Annotated in this window: 15 protein-coding genes, 2 tRNA genes and 1 pseudogene; 4 read left to right on the top strand and 14 right to left on the bottom strand. The window is 46.9% G+C overall.

Going from position 1 to position 16,522, the window contains the following annotated elements:
- Nucleotides 1-164 precede the first annotated feature (164 nt).
- The 10 genes and pseudogenes from rpsR to VNK96_04820 all read right to left on the bottom strand — a co-directional run bounded on the left by rpsR (nucleotide 165) and on the right by VNK96_04820 (nucleotide 8,592).
- A pseudogene (rpsR, locus tag VNK96_04865) lies at nucleotides 165-422 on the bottom strand (30S ribosomal protein S18).
- 94 nt (nucleotides 423-516) lie between these two features.
- On the bottom strand, nucleotides 517-1,791 hold the full coding sequence (locus VNK96_04860; GenBank protein ID HWP31042.1) for a Glu/Leu/Phe/Val dehydrogenase: 1,275 nt from the start codon (nucleotides 1,789-1,791) through the stop codon (nucleotides 517-519).
- A 27-nt stretch (nucleotides 1,792-1,818) separates the two neighbouring features.
- Nucleotides 1,819-2,298, bottom strand: a complete 480-nt coding sequence (locus tag VNK96_04855) for a hypothetical protein (protein HWP31041.1) — start codon at nucleotides 2,296-2,298, stop codon at nucleotides 1,819-1,821.
- Complete coding sequence (gene mreC / locus VNK96_04850; protein HWP31040.1) at nucleotides 2,295-3,101, bottom strand: rod shape-determining protein MreC; 807 nt, start codon at nucleotides 3,099-3,101, stop codon at nucleotides 2,295-2,297. The genes VNK96_04855 and mreC overlap by 4 nt, the downstream gene beginning before the upstream one ends.
- A complete protein-coding gene (locus VNK96_04845; GenBank protein ID HWP31039.1) occupies nucleotides 3,098-4,156 on the bottom strand; it encodes a rod shape-determining protein in 1,059 nt (352 codons plus the stop codon). Before VNK96_04845 ends, mreC begins: the two co-directional genes overlap by 4 nt.
- The gene (locus VNK96_04840) at nucleotides 4,153-4,419 is read right to left on the bottom strand and encodes a DUF370 domain-containing protein (protein ID HWP31038.1); all 267 of its coding nucleotides are present in this window, start codon (nucleotides 4,417-4,419) and stop codon (nucleotides 4,153-4,155) included. The genes VNK96_04845 and VNK96_04840 overlap by 4 nt, the downstream gene beginning before the upstream one ends.
- 204 nt (nucleotides 4,420-4,623) lie before the next feature.
- Nucleotides 4,624-4,956: a hypothetical protein gene (locus tag VNK96_04835; GenBank protein ID HWP31037.1), complete on the bottom strand. Its 333-nt coding sequence runs from the start codon at nucleotides 4,954-4,956 to the stop codon at nucleotides 4,624-4,626.
- Between the two features lie 48 nt (nucleotides 4,957-5,004).
- Nucleotides 5,005-6,531 carry a bifunctional phosphoribosylaminoimidazolecarboxamide formyltransferase/IMP cyclohydrolase gene (gene purH / locus VNK96_04830; protein HWP31036.1) on the bottom strand — a complete coding sequence of 509 codons (1,527 nt, stop codon included), beginning with the start codon at nucleotides 6,529-6,531 and terminating at the stop codon, nucleotides 5,005-5,007.
- Nucleotides 6,528-7,058 (bottom strand): hypothetical protein, encoded by a 531-nt coding sequence (locus tag VNK96_04825; GenBank protein HWP31035.1) that lies wholly within the window; start codon nucleotides 7,056-7,058, stop codon nucleotides 6,528-6,530. The genes purH and VNK96_04825 overlap by 4 nt, the downstream gene beginning before the upstream one ends.
- Entirely contained in the window at nucleotides 7,051-8,592 is a 1,542-nt protein-coding gene (locus VNK96_04820) for a hypothetical protein (protein HWP31034.1), read from the bottom strand. Before VNK96_04820 ends, VNK96_04825 begins: the two co-directional genes overlap by 8 nt.
- A 115-nt stretch (nucleotides 8,593-8,707) precedes the next feature.
- Here VNK96_04820 and VNK96_04815 point away from each other — a divergent pair, with 115 nt between their 5' ends.
- From VNK96_04815 to VNK96_04805, 3 genes are all read left to right on the top strand, one after another.
- A complete protein-coding gene (locus VNK96_04815; protein HWP31033.1) occupies nucleotides 8,708-9,691 on the top strand; it encodes an FAD-dependent oxidoreductase in 984 nt (327 codons plus the stop codon).
- A 67-nt stretch (nucleotides 9,692-9,758) separates the two neighbouring features.
- The gene (locus VNK96_04810; protein ID HWP31032.1) at nucleotides 9,759-11,318 is read left to right on the top strand and encodes a DUF1573 domain-containing protein; all 1,560 of its coding nucleotides are present in this window, start codon (nucleotides 9,759-9,761) and stop codon (nucleotides 11,316-11,318) included.
- A gap of 11 nt (nucleotides 11,319-11,329) precedes the next feature.
- Nucleotides 11,330-12,598, top strand: coding sequence for a multiheme c-type cytochrome (locus tag VNK96_04805; GenBank protein HWP31031.1), 1,269 nt, complete (start codon nucleotides 11,330-11,332; stop codon nucleotides 12,596-12,598).
- Between the two features lie 40 nt (nucleotides 12,599-12,638).
- On the opposite strand, the gene VNK96_04800 is transcribed toward VNK96_04805, so the two are convergent.
- The 4 genes from VNK96_04800 to dapF form a co-directional block, all read right to left on the bottom strand.
- Nucleotides 12,639-14,399: a DEAD/DEAH box helicase gene (locus tag VNK96_04800; GenBank protein HWP31030.1), complete on the bottom strand. Its 1,761-nt coding sequence runs from the start codon at nucleotides 14,397-14,399 to the stop codon at nucleotides 12,639-12,641.
- Nucleotides 14,389-14,970: a hypothetical protein gene (locus tag VNK96_04795; protein ID HWP31029.1), complete on the bottom strand. Its 582-nt coding sequence runs from the start codon at nucleotides 14,968-14,970 to the stop codon at nucleotides 14,389-14,391. Before VNK96_04795 ends, VNK96_04800 begins: the two co-directional genes overlap by 11 nt.
- A gap of 182 nt (nucleotides 14,971-15,152) precedes the next feature.
- Nucleotides 15,153-15,228 (bottom strand) — tRNA-Ala (locus VNK96_04790).
- 13 nt (nucleotides 15,229-15,241) lie between these two features.
- On the bottom strand, nucleotides 15,242-16,108 hold the full coding sequence (gene dapF, locus VNK96_04785; GenBank protein ID HWP31028.1) for a diaminopimelate epimerase: 867 nt from the start codon (nucleotides 16,106-16,108) through the stop codon (nucleotides 15,242-15,244).
- Nucleotides 16,109-16,231: 123 nt separating this feature from the next.
- Here dapF and VNK96_04780 point away from each other — a divergent pair.
- Nucleotides 16,232-16,325 (top strand) — tRNA-Sec (locus VNK96_04780).
- The last annotated feature ends 197 nt before the right edge of the window (nucleotides 16,326-16,522 follow it).

The following is a 16,522-nucleotide window of genomic DNA, read 5'->3' as shown; positions in this document are numbered from 1 at the left end:
ATAAGAAGAAACCATTTCAAGATGGATATTCGTTTTCGTGAACACACGCGAACTCGTTTTAGGAAGCAAAAACTCTATTGAGATTCTTCTCTCGGTTCTTGCCTGGCTCTTGATCTCGACCTGCGCGCATAGGAGTACTCCCCACCTCCCGTTTCTAATCCGTCGAACGGAAGCAGAGCCATTTCTCTCGCTCTTCGTATTGCACGGCTTATCATTCGTTGCTGCTTTGCAGTATTGCCTGTGTTTCTCGCAGGGAGGATTTTTCCTTGGTCGTTGAGAAAGCGTTTCAGCAGTTGGACATCCTTATAATCCACTCTATCAATTTTTTCTATAGTTAAAAAGGAAACTTTGCGGCGTTTTCGGTTCCGCAGACGCGGCTCTCGCGCCTGGGTTTTTTTAACCACCTCTTCGACTTCTGTCATTTCGGAAGGCACTTTTTCAGCCGGTTCCAATGTTTGTTCTAAGTTTTCTTCTTTCTTTCGCATACGGTTCCTCGGAATTTAGTATAGCACGTCCCTACGGATAGATACCTCTGGTAACGGTAGCGTCTGCCACTCGTTTTACCCCGATGATGTAGGCGGCGAGCCGCATGCTCGTTTTATGTTGTTTCATCGTTTGCAAGACGTTCTGAAAACTGTTGCGCATGATTTTTTCTAATTTTTCGTTTACTTGACTTTCTTCCCAGAAAAAGGCTTGGAGGTCCTGCACCCATTCGAAATAACTAACGATAACTCCACCTGCGTTCGCCAAAATGTCCGGAACGACGAAAATTCCCCTGTCGATGAGGATCTCATCCGCTTCGGGAGTCGTAGGACCGTTCGCGCCCTCGACGATCAGTTTCGCTTTGATTTGATTCGCATTTCGGCTGTGGATTTGTTCTGCGGTCGCTGCCGGGATTAGGATGTCACAATCCAAAGTCAGGAGTTCTTCATTCGTGATTCTTTCTGCATCGGGAAATTCTTTAATCCCTCCCTCACGATGAGCATAGCGATTAATCAACGTCTCGATGGGAAGCCCATTGGGATTGTATATCCCCCCCGATGCATCGGAAACACCGATCACTTTCGCTCCCGCACGTTCGGAAAGCATTGCGGCAATACTTCCGACGTTTCCAAAACCCTGTACGACGACTCTGGAATTCGCAAAGTTGATTCCCAAAAACTTGCAAGCCTCTTGTGCAACCGTAACCACTCCTCGCCCCGTCGCTTCTACCCTTCCGAGCGACCCCCCCAACAAAACGGGTTTTCCCGTGACCACGCCTGTCGCCATAGAGCCTTTTTGCATACTGTAGGTATCCATAATCCATGCCATGACCTGCGCATTCGTTCCCATATCCGGGGCGGGAATGTCCGTATCCGGTCCTATAATCATGTTAATTTCGGAAACGTACCTTCGCGTGAGTTTTTCTAATTCTCGTTTGCTCAGTCTTTTCGTGTCTACTCGAACCGCGCCCTTTGCCCCCCCATAAGGAATATCTACAACAGCGCATTTCCATGTCATCCACATCGCCAGCGCAGTCGTTTCGTCTAAATCTACATCGGGATGATAACGTAGCCCCCCCTTCGTGGGACCGCGGCTGATATTATGCTGAACCCGATATCCTTCGAAAACTTCTACCGCACCGTTATCCATTACGACCGGGAAATAAACGATTAACTGGCGTTTGGGATGAGCCAATATTTTGTGAAGCCCCTCGTCCAAATCCAAGTACTTCGCAGCAATGGCGAGTTGTTGTCTTGCCATATCCAGAATGTTTGTTTTCTTGAAATTCGTCGAAGTCTTAGTCTGCATGATATGAACTCCTTAGTTTTCGGCTGGTCACGTTCGAATACGCCTTTTTGCGAACATCCGGTAAATCCCGTAGATAGGTATAGCGACCGCGCCGTTGTAAATCGCGCTTCCTATTGTATCAGCGAAGTAACTCCAAATGTTTTGAGGAACACCGATGAATAAATAAATTAGCCCTGCAACGAACGTGGCGATTACGGACACGATAACCGCCGTCACACCCCCTGTCCCTAAAAACCCGGCGTACAGCCTTTCGGAAATAACGCATGCAAGCATGCGGCTTATCGTCAGTGCGGCTAATCTGTCGTTGATGAGCGCACTATGAAAAAGACCGGCAAAAAAGCCGGTAACTGCGCTCCCTTCCGTACTGCGATGAATCGAGAGGATAACCGCGGAAACCAAAAGAAAATCCGGCTTTCCCCATCCGATTGTGATTCGCTCTGAAAGAGCACCTTGCATTCCGGCAGCGACTATCAGCCAAATCGCACTCGTTACAATCAGAGAAATCATCGAGTGAGCACCACCACTTGCCTCAAGCGATGAAGATTAACGGAAGGGAGAACGGAGCTTCGGCGGATTCCCCACTCCCTTTCCGACCAAAGTTCAGTTACTATGCCGATTGGAATGCCTTCTGGGTAAATCGTCGAAAGTCCTGAAGTTACGATGAGATCGTTAACTTGAACATTTGCGTTTTCTTCATATATTTCTAAAACCAACACGTTGTTTCCTTGTCCGCGAACGATTCCGACTGCTTCCGATGTTAGTCTTTGAACGCGTGCACCGACGCTAAATTCAGGATGCGTGAGCAAATTGCCATAGGAAAAATTTCCTGAAACTTGGACGATTTGACCGACGAGTCCTTCCGGAGAAATTATAGGGTCTCCGGCACGAACGTTTTGACGCGAGCCGACATTGAGGAGGATTTTCTTTTCTGTAGGAAAAAATCCCACGATATCTGCATAAACTTTTTTACGCGCGAAATTTGCAGGCATTCGAAGCATTTGACGCAAGCGGCGGTTTTCTTCCTCCAGTAATCGCATTCGTGTTTGCGCTTGTTTCGCAGTTTCGAGTTCCGATTCTAAAGATTGAACTTTTTGCACCAGGTTCGCACCATTTACCAGACCATAAAAAAACCCAGAAACCCAATCTGCGAATATTCCGAGGGGGCGTTGGACGATGTAGATGGTTTGTTGCAGTGGAAGAAGGATTAAACTTACTTTTCCTTGCGCATTACTTCGTTGCTGTAAACCTTGCAAAAGGATTGCGATGATACAAAGCAAAAGTGGAACGAGCCAAATCGGTCGTCGTTTCAATCTTTATAAGCCTGAACGAGAACCTTGCCCAACTGCGGATTCCGACGAACTTCGGAAAGGACTTTTCCCGTTCCGATAACGACGCAACTCAATGGGTCATGAGCGACTACGACGGGAATTCCGGTTTCCTCAGCGATAAGCCGGTCTAAACCTCTCAACAAAGCCCCCCCTCCTGCTAAAACGATTCCTCTATGGATAATATCCGCAGCGAGTTCAGGCGGTGCGGATTCCAATGTAAGTTTCACCGCTTCCACGATAGCGTTCAATTGTTCTTGGATGGCGATGCGGATATCTTCGCTCGTAATCACCGCGCTGCGCGGAAGTCCGCTAATTAAATCTCTTCCCCGCAATTCGAATGTTCGCTGCTCTTCCAGTGGATAAGCACATCCGATTTCGATTTTTGCGCGTTCTGCTGTTCTTTCTCCGATATAGAGATTGAATGCACGTCGTACGTAATTCACGATAGCCTCGTCAATTTCATCCCCGGCAATTCGAATCGAACGCGCACTGACGATGCCCGCTAAAGAAATAATTGCTACTTCCGTCGTGCCCCCCCCTATGTCAACGACCATCGAGCCTGTAGGCTCTGCAACGGGAAGCCCGGCACCGATTGCCGCTGCCATCGGTTCTTCTATGACGAATGCTTGACTCGCTCCCGAACGTCTACACGCCTCGATAACTGCGCGTCTTTCCACTTCTGTAACACCGCTGGGTATTCCGACCACTACCTTTCGAAAGGCAAAACGACGGGTTGTCGTTTTGCTAATGAAGTAGCGAAGCATCGCTTGGGTTTGATCATAGTCCGCGATTACGCCATCTCGTAAAGGTCGAATAGCCGCAATCGTCGAAGGTGTGCGACCCAACATGCGTTGCGCTTCTTCTCCTACTTGCAAAATCGTATTCGTCTCGGTATCTACTGCAACTACACTCGGTTCATTGAGTAAAACCCCGCGAGTTTCGGAATAGACGAGCGTATTCGATGTGCCTAAATCAATTCCGAGGTCTTCGGTGAAGTGGCTGAAAAACCCATCGAAAAAACCGTTGAAAAACTTCATTCCCGTTCGCCTATCGATTCCCCTGACCCTAACCTTTTCGCCAGTGTCTCTTGAGACATGGCGGATAAAACGATTTGATTAGCCAACGTAAAAATAACGCATTTTGTTTTTCTGCCCTGTGTCGCATCGATCACTTGTCCTGTATTCCTAAGTTGTTGGATTAACCTTCGAATAGGGGCAGAATCGCTGCCCACGAGGGCAACGATTTGGTTTGTAACCACATAGTTATAGAATCCGACATCGAGCATATAAGGAATCGGCATCCACCCTCCATAATTCGGGCACTTAAGTATGCCACGTTTTAGTGGGAAAAGATGCTTTTAGGCTTGGGAGTGCGTAAAACGGTCGCAAAAGGCTTACACCTCATCGACTATTTCCTTACTTCCAAGGATATTGCCGAGGAAATATACAACCCTAATTTTGGGCGTGCTCTTTTACAAGGAGGGTATGGGAAAAAGGTTTTGTGCTTATCCCGTTTGAGCGACACCTGCTGCCACAGGGCCTCCACCACCGCCACCGCCGCCTGGACCCGCGGCTCCTGCGGCGGACGGACCACCGGTAGGAACAGCACCACCGCCGCCAGTTCCGGTTCCTCCTGCTTGCTGACCGAACGGTTTTGCGGTCGTGTCGATCATAACGGGAGCGACCGCCTGAGTGGCTGGCTCGGTCAAAACAGGTTGTTCAGGGGCTGCTGGGGGTTGAGGTTCGGCTCGCATGAAGTAAAAGATTCCGATTGCGATTACACCGACTACTATCGCGCCTACGATTACGGGAAGGTCATTCGAAGTTTCTTGAGCCATTTGATTTTTCCTTAGAGATAAGACGCAGTTACTCGTCTCGTTTGTTGTCTAATGTTTAAAGTGTCTCATACCCGTGAAGACCATTGCAAGCCCTGCCTCGTTTGCAACACGAATAATTTCCTCGTCTTTTTTCGAACCTCCGGGTTGAATGATTGCAACGATTCCTGCTTTAGCGGCTTCTTGAATACTATCCGGGAACGGGAAAAAGGCATCGCTTGCAAGAACCGCACCTTTCGCTAATTCGCCAGCACTTTCCAAGGCGAGCCGTACGGATTGAACGCGATTCATTTGGCCTGCACCGACTCCGAGCAATCTTTCGCTGTTGCAAACGGTAATGGCATTCGATTTCACATGTTTCACGATAGCCCAGGCAACGCGAAGTGTATGACTTTGTTCGGAGGTTGGACTTTTTTCAGTGACTACTCGCCATTCCGTAATGTCTTTAGAGTCGTATTCCTGTACTAACGCCCCCCCTCTCATTGAACGCAAAGCAAGGAAAGAGGTCGATTCAGGTTCGGGTGCTTCCAAGATTCTCACATCTTGCCCCCATCCTGAACGGTGCTGAAAAATGTTCAACGCTTCAGGAACAATTCGAGTACATATGATGACTTCGAAAAAGTTGCCTTTCGCTGTGATTGCGGAAGCAGTTTTTTCATCGAGTTCGAAAGGAAAAGCGACGATTCCACCGAATGCAGAGATCGGATCACCCTCTTTTGCGCGCTGAAAAGAAAGTTCCGGCTGTTCACTCCATCCGAGTCCACACGGATTGCCATGCTTTACAATTACGCAAGGTTTTTTTCGCATTTCGAATACACGGTGAACATCCCAAATTAATTCCCAAGCGGCATCGGCGTCTAAAAAATTGTTGTAACTCAATTCTTTGCCCCATACTTGGTTTGCACCTATAACGCCTTTCGGTTCGAAAGCACGCACGTAAACCCCCCCTTTTTGATGAGGATTTTCGCCGTATCGCAAGCGTTGTCGCAATCGAAATCCAAAAGTCAAAATTTCGGGAAAATCACCATCGCCGCGAAAATATTCGGCAATGAGGGAATCGTAATAGGCTGTGTGTGCAAAGGCTTTGGCACGCAATCGCTCGCGCAACTTTTCACAAGGATTTTCTAAGTTTTCCGATACTTCTCGATAATCCGCAGGGTCTACAACCACGAGCACGTTTTCTGCATTTTTCGCCGCAGCGCGAATCATCGTCGGTCCGCCGATGTCGATGTTTTCGATACATTGCTCTTTCGATGCCCCGCTCAAAACGGTTTTTTCGAATGGATAGAGATTGACCACCAACACTTCGATTCTTCTGAAATCTTCATCTCCTTTCAAATCGCTGGGACGCGCTAAAAGCCCAGCGTGAATTTTCGGATGCAAAGTTTTTACTCGTCCGTTTAAAATCTCCGGCATTCCGGTATATTCGCTAACGGAGGTTACGGGGATTCCGTTGTCGAGTAAATGCTTGGCAGTCCCCCCCGTGCTTAGAATTTCGAAATCGTTGCGCAACAAAGCATTCGCGAATTCGACGATGCCGGATTTGTCCGTGACGGAAATCAATGCGAGTCGTTTCACTGCGCGCTCTCCAATTTTTTCAACAAGCGCTTGAGGATTCGTATCTGCGTGTTTTCGTCCAATATTTGGAATGCAGGGACATGAAGAAATCCGATGGGGAAGTTAGGATATTTTTGAAGTGCGCGAAAATAAAGGTAATTACACAAATACGCGCCTGCATCATCGGAAAGAGTCCATGATCTGCAGGAACGAAACCCTTTTTGAAACAATGAGCCGTGCAGGATTTCAGGCGCATCATTATCGATTCGTTTTTCGCCTCGAATTACCCCCCGAACGTCGGGTTCCCCACATACCCAGTTTTTCGCAGTGCGTTCTAAACGGAAACGTTCTCCTTTCGACATCACTCCTATCATCAACCATGCATCGAAACGTTTGACAAAGCCATCTTGTAAAAATGCATCTACGGCATCGAAAGAAACAGGCAGCACGACAGAATCCTTTTTGTCTATCGAGCAAACCAGCACTTCACTCGGGTTGACATCGAAACCTTTGAAAGGTCCGAAACCCGAAAGAAAAATTTTATCCATCAGTTCCTATAGTCGGAGGTTTCACTTTGACTATGATTTTTTTGGATACAGAAATTCCTTCGCTATCTATCGCGGTTAAAGTAAACTCTGTCGTTTTGTCTACCTGCACTTCTACACTTCCTCTTTCCTCTTGCACTTCGCCGACACCGGGAGTGATCTCCAGTCGTTCTGCGCCGGTTTGATGCCATTCTAAAACAATTCGTGAGCCAGGTTCTAACATTTTATCTCCGACGGGTTCGCCCTCGAATAACGCACGGAAAGTAAGGATTTTCGCTTGACTTTTGGGTTCGATGGTGATCGTTGCGGTTTTTCGCGTGGCTTTGCCTTCTTGATTCATGGCGACGAGAGTAAATTCGAGTTTTCCCGTTTGCGATGGAGTAAAGGAATAATCCTCCAAATTTACAGGCAACTCGATGCCCAAAGGCTGCAGGAGGACTTTCGTGGCATTCTTGACTTTATATCGCACGACGACACTGTTTCCTAACACGACTTTTGACGGAGATAACGCGAACTCTTCAATCTCCGGGAGTTGAGGGGGGGGTAATTCGACAGCCGTAACGGTAACCGTCATCGGAACCCGGCTTTCTCCTAAATCGTTAATTGCAGTCGCAGTAAAAGTAGTCGTTTCGTTGATGGGAACGAAAACTTCTCCTTTATGGGGAAGATGCGCAAATAAAACTTTTCCATTTCCTTCGATTCGCACGCTCTTCGTGTCCGAAGAAGCAGTCCATGTTAATCTTACGTTCTCTCCCTTTGGCACTTGCACGGAATCAGCAGCGAAAGATTCCATTCTGGGGTAGGTGGGGCGTAATGCATACCAAACTCCTATGGCTGCCAAAATAATAATGAGCATGGCGAGCATCGTGAGCGTTACCAAAGGACGACGCTCGATTTGCCCTTGAACGCTTGCTACGACGTGGGGATTTTCGATTCCACGTGCAGATACAGAAAAACCATACAGTCGCGGTGCACCGACTACGGGAAGATGCTTCGGTTGAACATGCAACACCACTTGTTTTTGCTGACCAGGTGCGAGTGAAATTCTTTCCTGCGCGAATTGGTAAGTGCATTCATCCTCTGGATCGTCGGCAAAGAATTGCAGAGTTTCATCTGCGTTTCCTAAGTTGATTGCTGTGATGTTGAAGTTTGCTTGCTTTCGAGAAATACTCGCGTGTGCTCGACGAGGCTCTATCTCTAAACTAATTAAGTGAAAGGGTTCGATTTCCAGAACACCTTGCACCTCTTCGTACTTTCCCGTTTCGAGCGAGCGAGCACGTATGAGAAATGGATAGGTGCCTGCTTTGCTTTCGGCAGTACGGGGAGGTTTGATTAAAAGTTTTTGCTGTTTTTCTTCACCCGGCGCCAACGTAAAGGAAGGAGAGGGAACGGCAACCCATTCGCTATCGAGTCCGTGCACTTCCAGTTCGAACCGGTCAGCAGAAGAGCCTGAGTTCCGAACCGTAACGTTTAGCGTAGCGGCATTACCAGGTTCCACCCTCACCTGGTCTTTCGAAAGTGCGATTCCCACAACCACGGTTTTAGATTATAACCTCTACCCTTCGCTTTCTCAGGAATCAACAGTAAAGTGAAGAGACCTCGCGTAGTCTAAACCTCTGATATACTCTTTCCGATTCAGGATATTGAAAGCAATGCGTGTAGCAGTTGTAGGAGCGGGAATTGCAGGGCTTGCCGCAGCAAGAATCCTCCAACGAAACGATGTCGAAACCGTTGTTTACGAAGCGGAAGACCATGTCGGAGGTAGAGCTGAAACTGTCGTTTTGCACGGAATTCCCGTAGATACCGGATTGCAATCCTACACTCCGCGGGGTATGAGCATAGAAAATTTTCTTTTAAACTTACTTCCGAAAGACGGTTTGACGCGAATCGAAAAACCGATTTATCTTTTGAATGACAGTTTTATTTTGCCTGGCTCACCGGAAAAAAACGCTCAACAGCGCTACACGTATGAAACAGGTGCAAATCGCTTTCCTCAATTGTTGGCAGATGGGCTCGACGTTCGAATATCTACGAAGATAGAAGCACTCGGACGCTCCGGTCAAAAATTCATCCTCGAATCGGAATTATTCGATGCGGTAATTCTGTCTCCTCCCGCTCCGGAGACGCGGAGATTACTGCAAACCCTCGGTTCGGGAAGAAACATCACGAATGCAAGATATCGCCCATGTCTTTCTGTTTGTCTTGGTTTTTCGGTTCCCTTGAGAGATGTTCCTTATAGCGCATTACTTTCACTGGAGCGCACGGCACCGTTGCTATGGTTGGGAATAGAAACTTCGAAATGCCCGCGTCGAGCACCAGAAGGGAAGACCGTATTCGTAGCGCAACTCGGTCCACTTTATAGCAAAGAACATTTTCAGGATTCCGATGAATCTTTGTTAGCCGTCGTCGTTCCTACGTTGGTTCGTCTATATGGTACGGCGTTCCAAAACCCGGATTGGGTTTACGTACGACGTTGGAGCATCTCTCAACCGGAGTCGGTGGCACTTTTCGAAAACATAAATCCACCAGGAACGCGCGTCATAATCTGTGGCGATGGCACGGTAGCAGGTCGTGCAGAAAATGCATTCGAAAGCGGAGTAATGGCTGCAAAGCGAATTTTGGCGCTCATGAAATAATTTTTAAGTGAAATAACTTATACTTATTACGACGACAACGAATGAAAGGACAAGGAGAAAATAAAGGATGATCATTTTTACACTCGCGGGATTATTCGTATTGCAAACATTGGGTCCTACACTGCCCCCGTATTGCACGCAAGAACTTTACGACACGAATTACGAAATCCAACTTTTTTTGAGTTCATCCCAATTCGAAAAAGCGGTACAACGATTAGAGTCATGGCTCGGGGGGGAAATAGGATATCAAATCGTCGGCTCTAAAGAAAATCTCGAGGATGTTTTTACGGAAGCCTCTCGACTTTGGGAAAGCGCATCGGAAAATAGAGTGAAATTCGTGAAAAATAACCAGCCGCGGATTCGTTTTCTTATTACCGATAACACTCCGGATGAAATGCCTCTCCCTAAGTGGGAAAATGGAGTTCTCGTCGCAAAAATCCCTCTGACGTATGGAGAAGAAAAAACTCCTTTTTTAAAGAATTCTCTAATTTTCGCTGCCGCGAAGGCTTTCGGAGTCGCTTTAGGGCTGGCTCCCAGAAACGTTGTCGGCACTCTCATGGGAAAAGAACTTCGCATGGGTCAAGACCCCCCACGCATTTCTCCGAAAGAACAAGAAATCCTAAATCGCATTTTATCGGCAAGGGAACGACTCGCAAACGCAATTCAGAAAAAAATCCCGCTGGTCGCCGCAGTTCCGAAAATCACGGTCGAGAGTACGAAACTGGATAAAGGTCAGGTTCAACAAGGAGCGAATGTCTCTTTTCCCTTCCGCATTACAAACACGGGAAACGCGCTTTTAGAAATAACCCCCGAAACGACTTGCCTCTGCGTAAATATTCCCAAACAACTCACGATTGCACAAGGAGAAACGAAAACCTTCGAACCTGTTCTCGTAACGAACAATCTTCTCGGTTCCGTAAATAAAACTATCGTTTTGCATACGAACGACGTTTTCAATCCTACGATCACGTTATATTTGATTACGAGCGTAGTTCCCGAATATCGAATCCTGCCGGACACGATTATTCCTGTTGGTCTCGAAGAGGATAAAGAAACGGTTGCAGAATTTTACGTCTACATCCCCCCCGGCAATCCCGTTCGGTTGCTATCGGTAACTCCCAACAATCCTAAAGTGAAAACGGAAATTCTTCCTTTTCATGGAGAACTTTTCGACCCTTATTTCGATGAGAAACCGGTCAAACGTGTGGGATATGTGGTCAAGGTAACGTTTCCGAAAGATTTCATGCAAGGCTTGCAGCACGTTTATTTGGATGTTCTAACAGATGCAAAAAAAAGACCCGCTACCAGGGTAGTGATGCAAGCGGTCAAAGGTATCGTGATTATGCCGAATCGCATCATGTTTTCCTCCGTCCCGTCCACAGGGGGGGCTACGAGAAGTGTAACCGTAAAATATCTGAAAAAACCTTTTAAAATTCTCGAAGCCAGTGTGGACCGCCCGGAGTTCGAGGTTTCCTTCCAACCTCTTGATAAAAGCAACCACTCCTATAAGGTTACGGTTACTTATAAAGGAGGTCAACCGGGAGAGTTGGAAGGGACGGTAACCCTCAAAACGAATATTCCGGAATATTCCGAGCTTACGTTCCCGATCGGAGGAACTTCGCGCTGATTTTTGCAAAGATGAAAAAATTTCGAAGAACCATCGAAGCCTCGCTCTTTCTTTCACCGATACTCATCGGTTTTTTCGCCGTCAATCGCCTCCCTTCGGAACAACCGGAAGCCGTATTGCTTTTCACAGGAGACATCCGAGGATATCTTGCGCCTTGCGGGTGTGCGAAGCCTCAAATCGGGGGGGTGAAACGGCTTGCGAGCATCGTTCGCGCGCTCATCAAAAATCCGAATACTTATTATGTGGATATCGGGAATTGGACCAAAGCAGAAAATCGCCAAGACCAATTGAAAGCGGAAGCGTTGGCGGAAATTTTTGCAGACCTTCCGGCGACGGTTCTTAACGTCGGTTCGTACGACGCGCGCTTGGGTGCAGATTATTTGCGAGCATTATCGGAGACTACTGGGGGGGCATTTTTTTCGTCGAATTTTCAAAAGGAGGGGGCTTTACCGCAGGAAATCGGTAAAAAAGCGGGAACCCTTTTCATCCAAGGCTTCATGCCGCAAGCGGAGGCAGATTCTTTGGGAAGCGAAGGGAAGAAAATAGAGGAAGCCATTCGCGCCTCGGAAACAAAGGGTCCTCGTTACGTCGTTTTATTCGCGGGAAGCCAAAAGGAAGCGGAGGCGTTGGCGAAAGAACATCCTCAAATAGGTTTGATTCTCTACCTTCAAAAGGGCGACCCCCCCGAAAAACCGCTGAAAATCGGTAGCACGATACTCGTGGGAACGCCGGACAGGATGCGATATTTAGGACGCATCGAACTCGTGAACGGGGAATGGACCAACTTGAGATTCATCGAATTGAGCGCAGAGGTGCAAGACGACAAAATCGCATCCCGAATTTACGATTCTTATTTGCAAAGAGTTTCCGAGGAAAAACTTTTAGAGCAATTGCCTCGAAAGTCTGGAAGTGCGAAATATGTCGGCTCGAACAAATGCGCGACGTGCCACGTGAACGCTTACCGCGAATGGAAAAAGAGCAAGCATGCAGATGCATTACCGACCTTGGAAAAAACGAAAAACGATAGAGACCCTGAATGCGTAGGCTGTCATGTGGTGGGGCTGGATGACATCAGCGGTTTTCGCAGTAAAAAAGAAACACCGCATTTAGCGGGTGTGGGATGCGAGAATTGCCACGGACCCGCATCGGCACACATTGCGCGCCCCACCGCGCCTTACGGAAAGGCAGGGGAGGAATCTTGCCTCACCTGCCACATCCCCGACCACAGCCCGGGATTCGACTTCAAGACGTATTGGGAGAAGATAAAACATGGAATGTAAAAATTTGTGAACGTGAAATTTACTGAGTTCACTAAGGCGTCTAGCTTCCCTTTTGGATAGATTTAGGTGGGCGAACGATTTCAAGTAAGTCTTCTAGACTCACCTTCGATGTAAACTCTCTCTCCAGTATTGTTGTATCGCTTTGGCTGTCTATGTACAGTTTGAATAAGTCAATTTTTTTAGAAAGAACTTCGTCAATGCGTTCTTCAATCGTGTCCTTAACACGATAACGGTAAACGAAAAGTGTATTTTTCTGACCTATTCGATAGCAGCGATCTTCGGCTTGGATCTCATCGACTGGATTCCACGTGCGATCGAAATGGAAGACGTATGAAGCTTGTTGAAGATTTAGGCCTTTACCACCTGCTTTCACGGATGCTAAAAGCAAGTGGCATGGACCGCGAAAATTTTCCAATACCCGCGCTCTTTCCGAATCAGAAAGGCCGCCATGGTATAGCAGAGGACTATAACGCGATAACTTCTTTTGAATAAACATGAGTGCTTCCACGTCATGCGCGAACACGATTGCACGGTTATCTGAATCGTTAAGGACGATGTCGATCTCGTCTTCCAAAACTTCGAGCTTTGCGCTTGTCCCTGATGGAGGATGATAATTGCATAGGCGTATTAAGCTATTGATCACGGAAAATATATGTATTTGAGTTATGCGTATACCTGATTCTTGCAGTGCGTGCCATTCTCGAATTTCTGCTTCACGATAAGCGCGTAGTTGTTCACCTTCAAGTTCTACTTCTATTGGTCCTATTGGTACTTTAGGCGGCAAGTCCAAGTAATCTGTCTTCCGACGCCGTAAAAAGTAAGGACTTATTCTACGATGAACTTCTGATGCGTTTAATCCCTTTTGTCTTTCTGTATAGCTGAATAAACCTGGACAGACGAATTCCATAATGTTCAACACGTCTTCTGGCTTGTTTTCTAGTGGAGTACCGTTTAGACACCAAGACGCATGTCTGCGTAATTTCCGAATACTCTCAGCTATTTGTCCAGGGTTTTTTAACATTCCTATATCATCACAGACGACTAGGTCGAAAACTTCTTTTTGAAGGTATGAACTGTCGTTGTAAACTATATGCGGTGTTGTTAAAATAAGTCCAGTTTTATATTTCCAAAGGCTTTTACGTTGTTCTTGTGACCCTTCTATGATTGTTGCCGATAACCCCCCCCAACGATGCGCCTCTTGTTTCCATTGTCTAATAACTGCTCGTGGGCAAATTATTAATGCTCGATCTATTCTCTGTTGTTTAAGAAGAATCGCTACAGCAATTGCACATTGAACCGTTTTCCCCAACCCCATGTCGTCAGCTAAAAGAGCAGACCATCGCTCGCAAAGGAACTGTACACCCTTGACTTGGTATGGGTAAAGGTCGTCAAAACCTCTTATATCAATCGCCGCTTCGCTTACTGGGGGGTACAGAAGTTCATAAAGAATGTTTAGGTCTATAACATCATCTTTATGCTTCTCTCGTCTCGTGCTTGAACCATCTCCCAAACTTGTTCTTTTAGATTCTGGAGGTAGCGCCTCAGTTGCTATTGGTGAACCTTTGAATATCTTGCCTTGGACAGTAGGTTGTAATAATGCAAGCTGCTCGGCATAACATGACGGGCGACGAAAAAGTAATTCAAGGGATCGAGTCGAAGGGGTGTATGGTTTCTGAATGTCAAGTCTCGATGCAGGTGCAACGCGCAAACGTTTACCTTTCCATATTCGGAAAAGAACACCACGTATCCCCTTTTGCAATCGATATGAGGTTGGGGTATCGAGCTCTTGATTACCTTGCACGGCTTTGCTCTGCTATGTGCTGCAATACTGTTCTCACACGCTGAAACGGTGATAGCAAATTCATTCGGTTTTGCGCACTTTCAAGTGCCCTCCTCGCGATTTGCTCTGATCCATTCTCCTTAATGTAAGCGAAAATGTAACTGCCTTCAACTCCATAATTATTTAGCTGTTCCGCATCTAACAACTCCTCTCCAGGTGCAATGCTTTCCATAAATATCTTCTCCGTTGTAGGCGATGCGACTAACAAAGCAACTCTTGGATAATTAGCACAAAATGTCCCAAATATCTTTCGAGAACTTGTATCAATAAGAAGCAAGGTGGGTTTCATTACAAGTTGTGAAAGCAATGCTGGGCCAATGGCATCTGTTCCAATTGATTCAAGCAGAGCTTCCCCATAAAGAATCTGCTGAATCCTTGTTGGCTTTACCGCTTCAGTATGTCGAAATTCTCTAGGCAGTCCACATTCATTGGTAATCAATAAACCGCCATAAAATGCGTTATTCGGACCCACATACTCTGCGATAAATCCTAGGCTAAACTTATCCTCATTGCTCACTTGAAGAACTCCCAAAAAACACTCTCACGTTTTTGACCACTCGTTTATTAGTTATCTGAGACAGAAATATTATAAAACAGTATTTTTCTGTTCTTATAAGTTTGACCAAATAATCGAGATGGGATGTCTCTCGTCATACGATCTCCTTTTTCAGATCACCCTTTACACATCAAAAAAAGCATGAACAGTATTGTATATGGTGGAGATGACCGGGCTCGAACCGGCGACCTCTTCAATGCCATTGAAGCGCTCTCCCAACTGAGCTACATCCCCAAAACAAATTATTTTATACCACATTTTTCATCTCTTCCCCATGCATCCCCGTTTCCGAAATGAAAAACCTCCCCTGAAAAACTTTTCGCGCTTTCGCGCTGACGACTAAACTACCGTTCGGTCCCTTTGCAACCGCGCAATCCCCTCCAGGATTTTCCACCCCGACGGAAAGAAGTCCCGGTTTTTTTCGAAACATGTAAGCAGCAGCCGCCGCACTCCCCGTACCGCATCCTAAGGTTTCACCGACACCGCGTTCCCAAATGCGGATTTTCAAAACGTTATAAGAAACTTCCCAAAGCCATATAACGGATGTTCGCTCAGGAAAATAAGGGTGATGCTCCAATGCCGCGCTCACTTTCCGAAAAGTTTCGTCATCGGGGGGGGATTCCACTGCTAAAATCGTATGAGTCGTACCTGTGTTTACCGCAGTTGCAGTAAACCGATTTCCTTCGATGACGAGCGGAGAATCGAAGATCTCTGGAATCCCTTCCGCTAAGGGCACTCTTCGTGGTTCGAAACTCGGTCTCGGGAGAGTTACGTCAATCCATCCTCCCATCCCGATGGAGACCGGGATTTCAGCCCCCCCGTGAAAAAGAACGATATTCGATGCCTCTCCTGAAAAAGAAAGATGCAATGCGGTACACCGCAATCCGTTCCCGCAAAAGTCCTCCGTGCCATCCGGATTGAACATGCGGAGGCTATACGGTATCGTGGAACGATTCAAAATCAAAAGACCATCCGAACCGATTCCGAATCGCCTTTTACACATCATTTTTGCCAGTGATGGAAAATCCATCGAATCCTCCGAGGACTCGATGAGGACGAAATCGTTTCCTAAACTTTCGTATTTGAAGAATTCGATGCTCGGAATCGCTTCCATCTTTTACGGAAACATTACCACCTCGAGGAACGAAAACCCTAAAAATTGCGTTGCACGATACGTAGGGATACTGTCAAACTTCTCGGAACCACTCCTCGAAAGTAAGGGTTGAATGTTAGGAAAGGGAGCGAATGGGTGCTGGTGTGCCTCCCGGTCTTCAAAACCGGTGTGACCCATAATCGGGTCGGGTAGGTTCGATTCCTACACGCTCCCGCCAATGATCAGCGACCTTTCGGGTTTTCACCTGTGTTTATCCACGAAAAGATTTCCTAAATCGGGCTACAACAAAGAATAATCCACCACAACAAAAATTTTTAAGGGTATAATTGCGACACTTAATGCCGATGGGAGTCAGATTCCCACTGGAATGCATGCGAGGGACGAGTGCTCTGCTCGTGATTCAAAAGGAAACGC

The sequence above is a fragment of the Fimbriimonadales bacterium genome, assembly GCA_035559795.1.
Lineage (GTDB): Bacteria > Armatimonadota > Fimbriimonadia > Fimbriimonadales > ATM1 > DATMAR01.
Note: the sequence above shows the minus strand (reverse complement) of the source record. Positions and strands in the feature narration are given on the sequence as shown.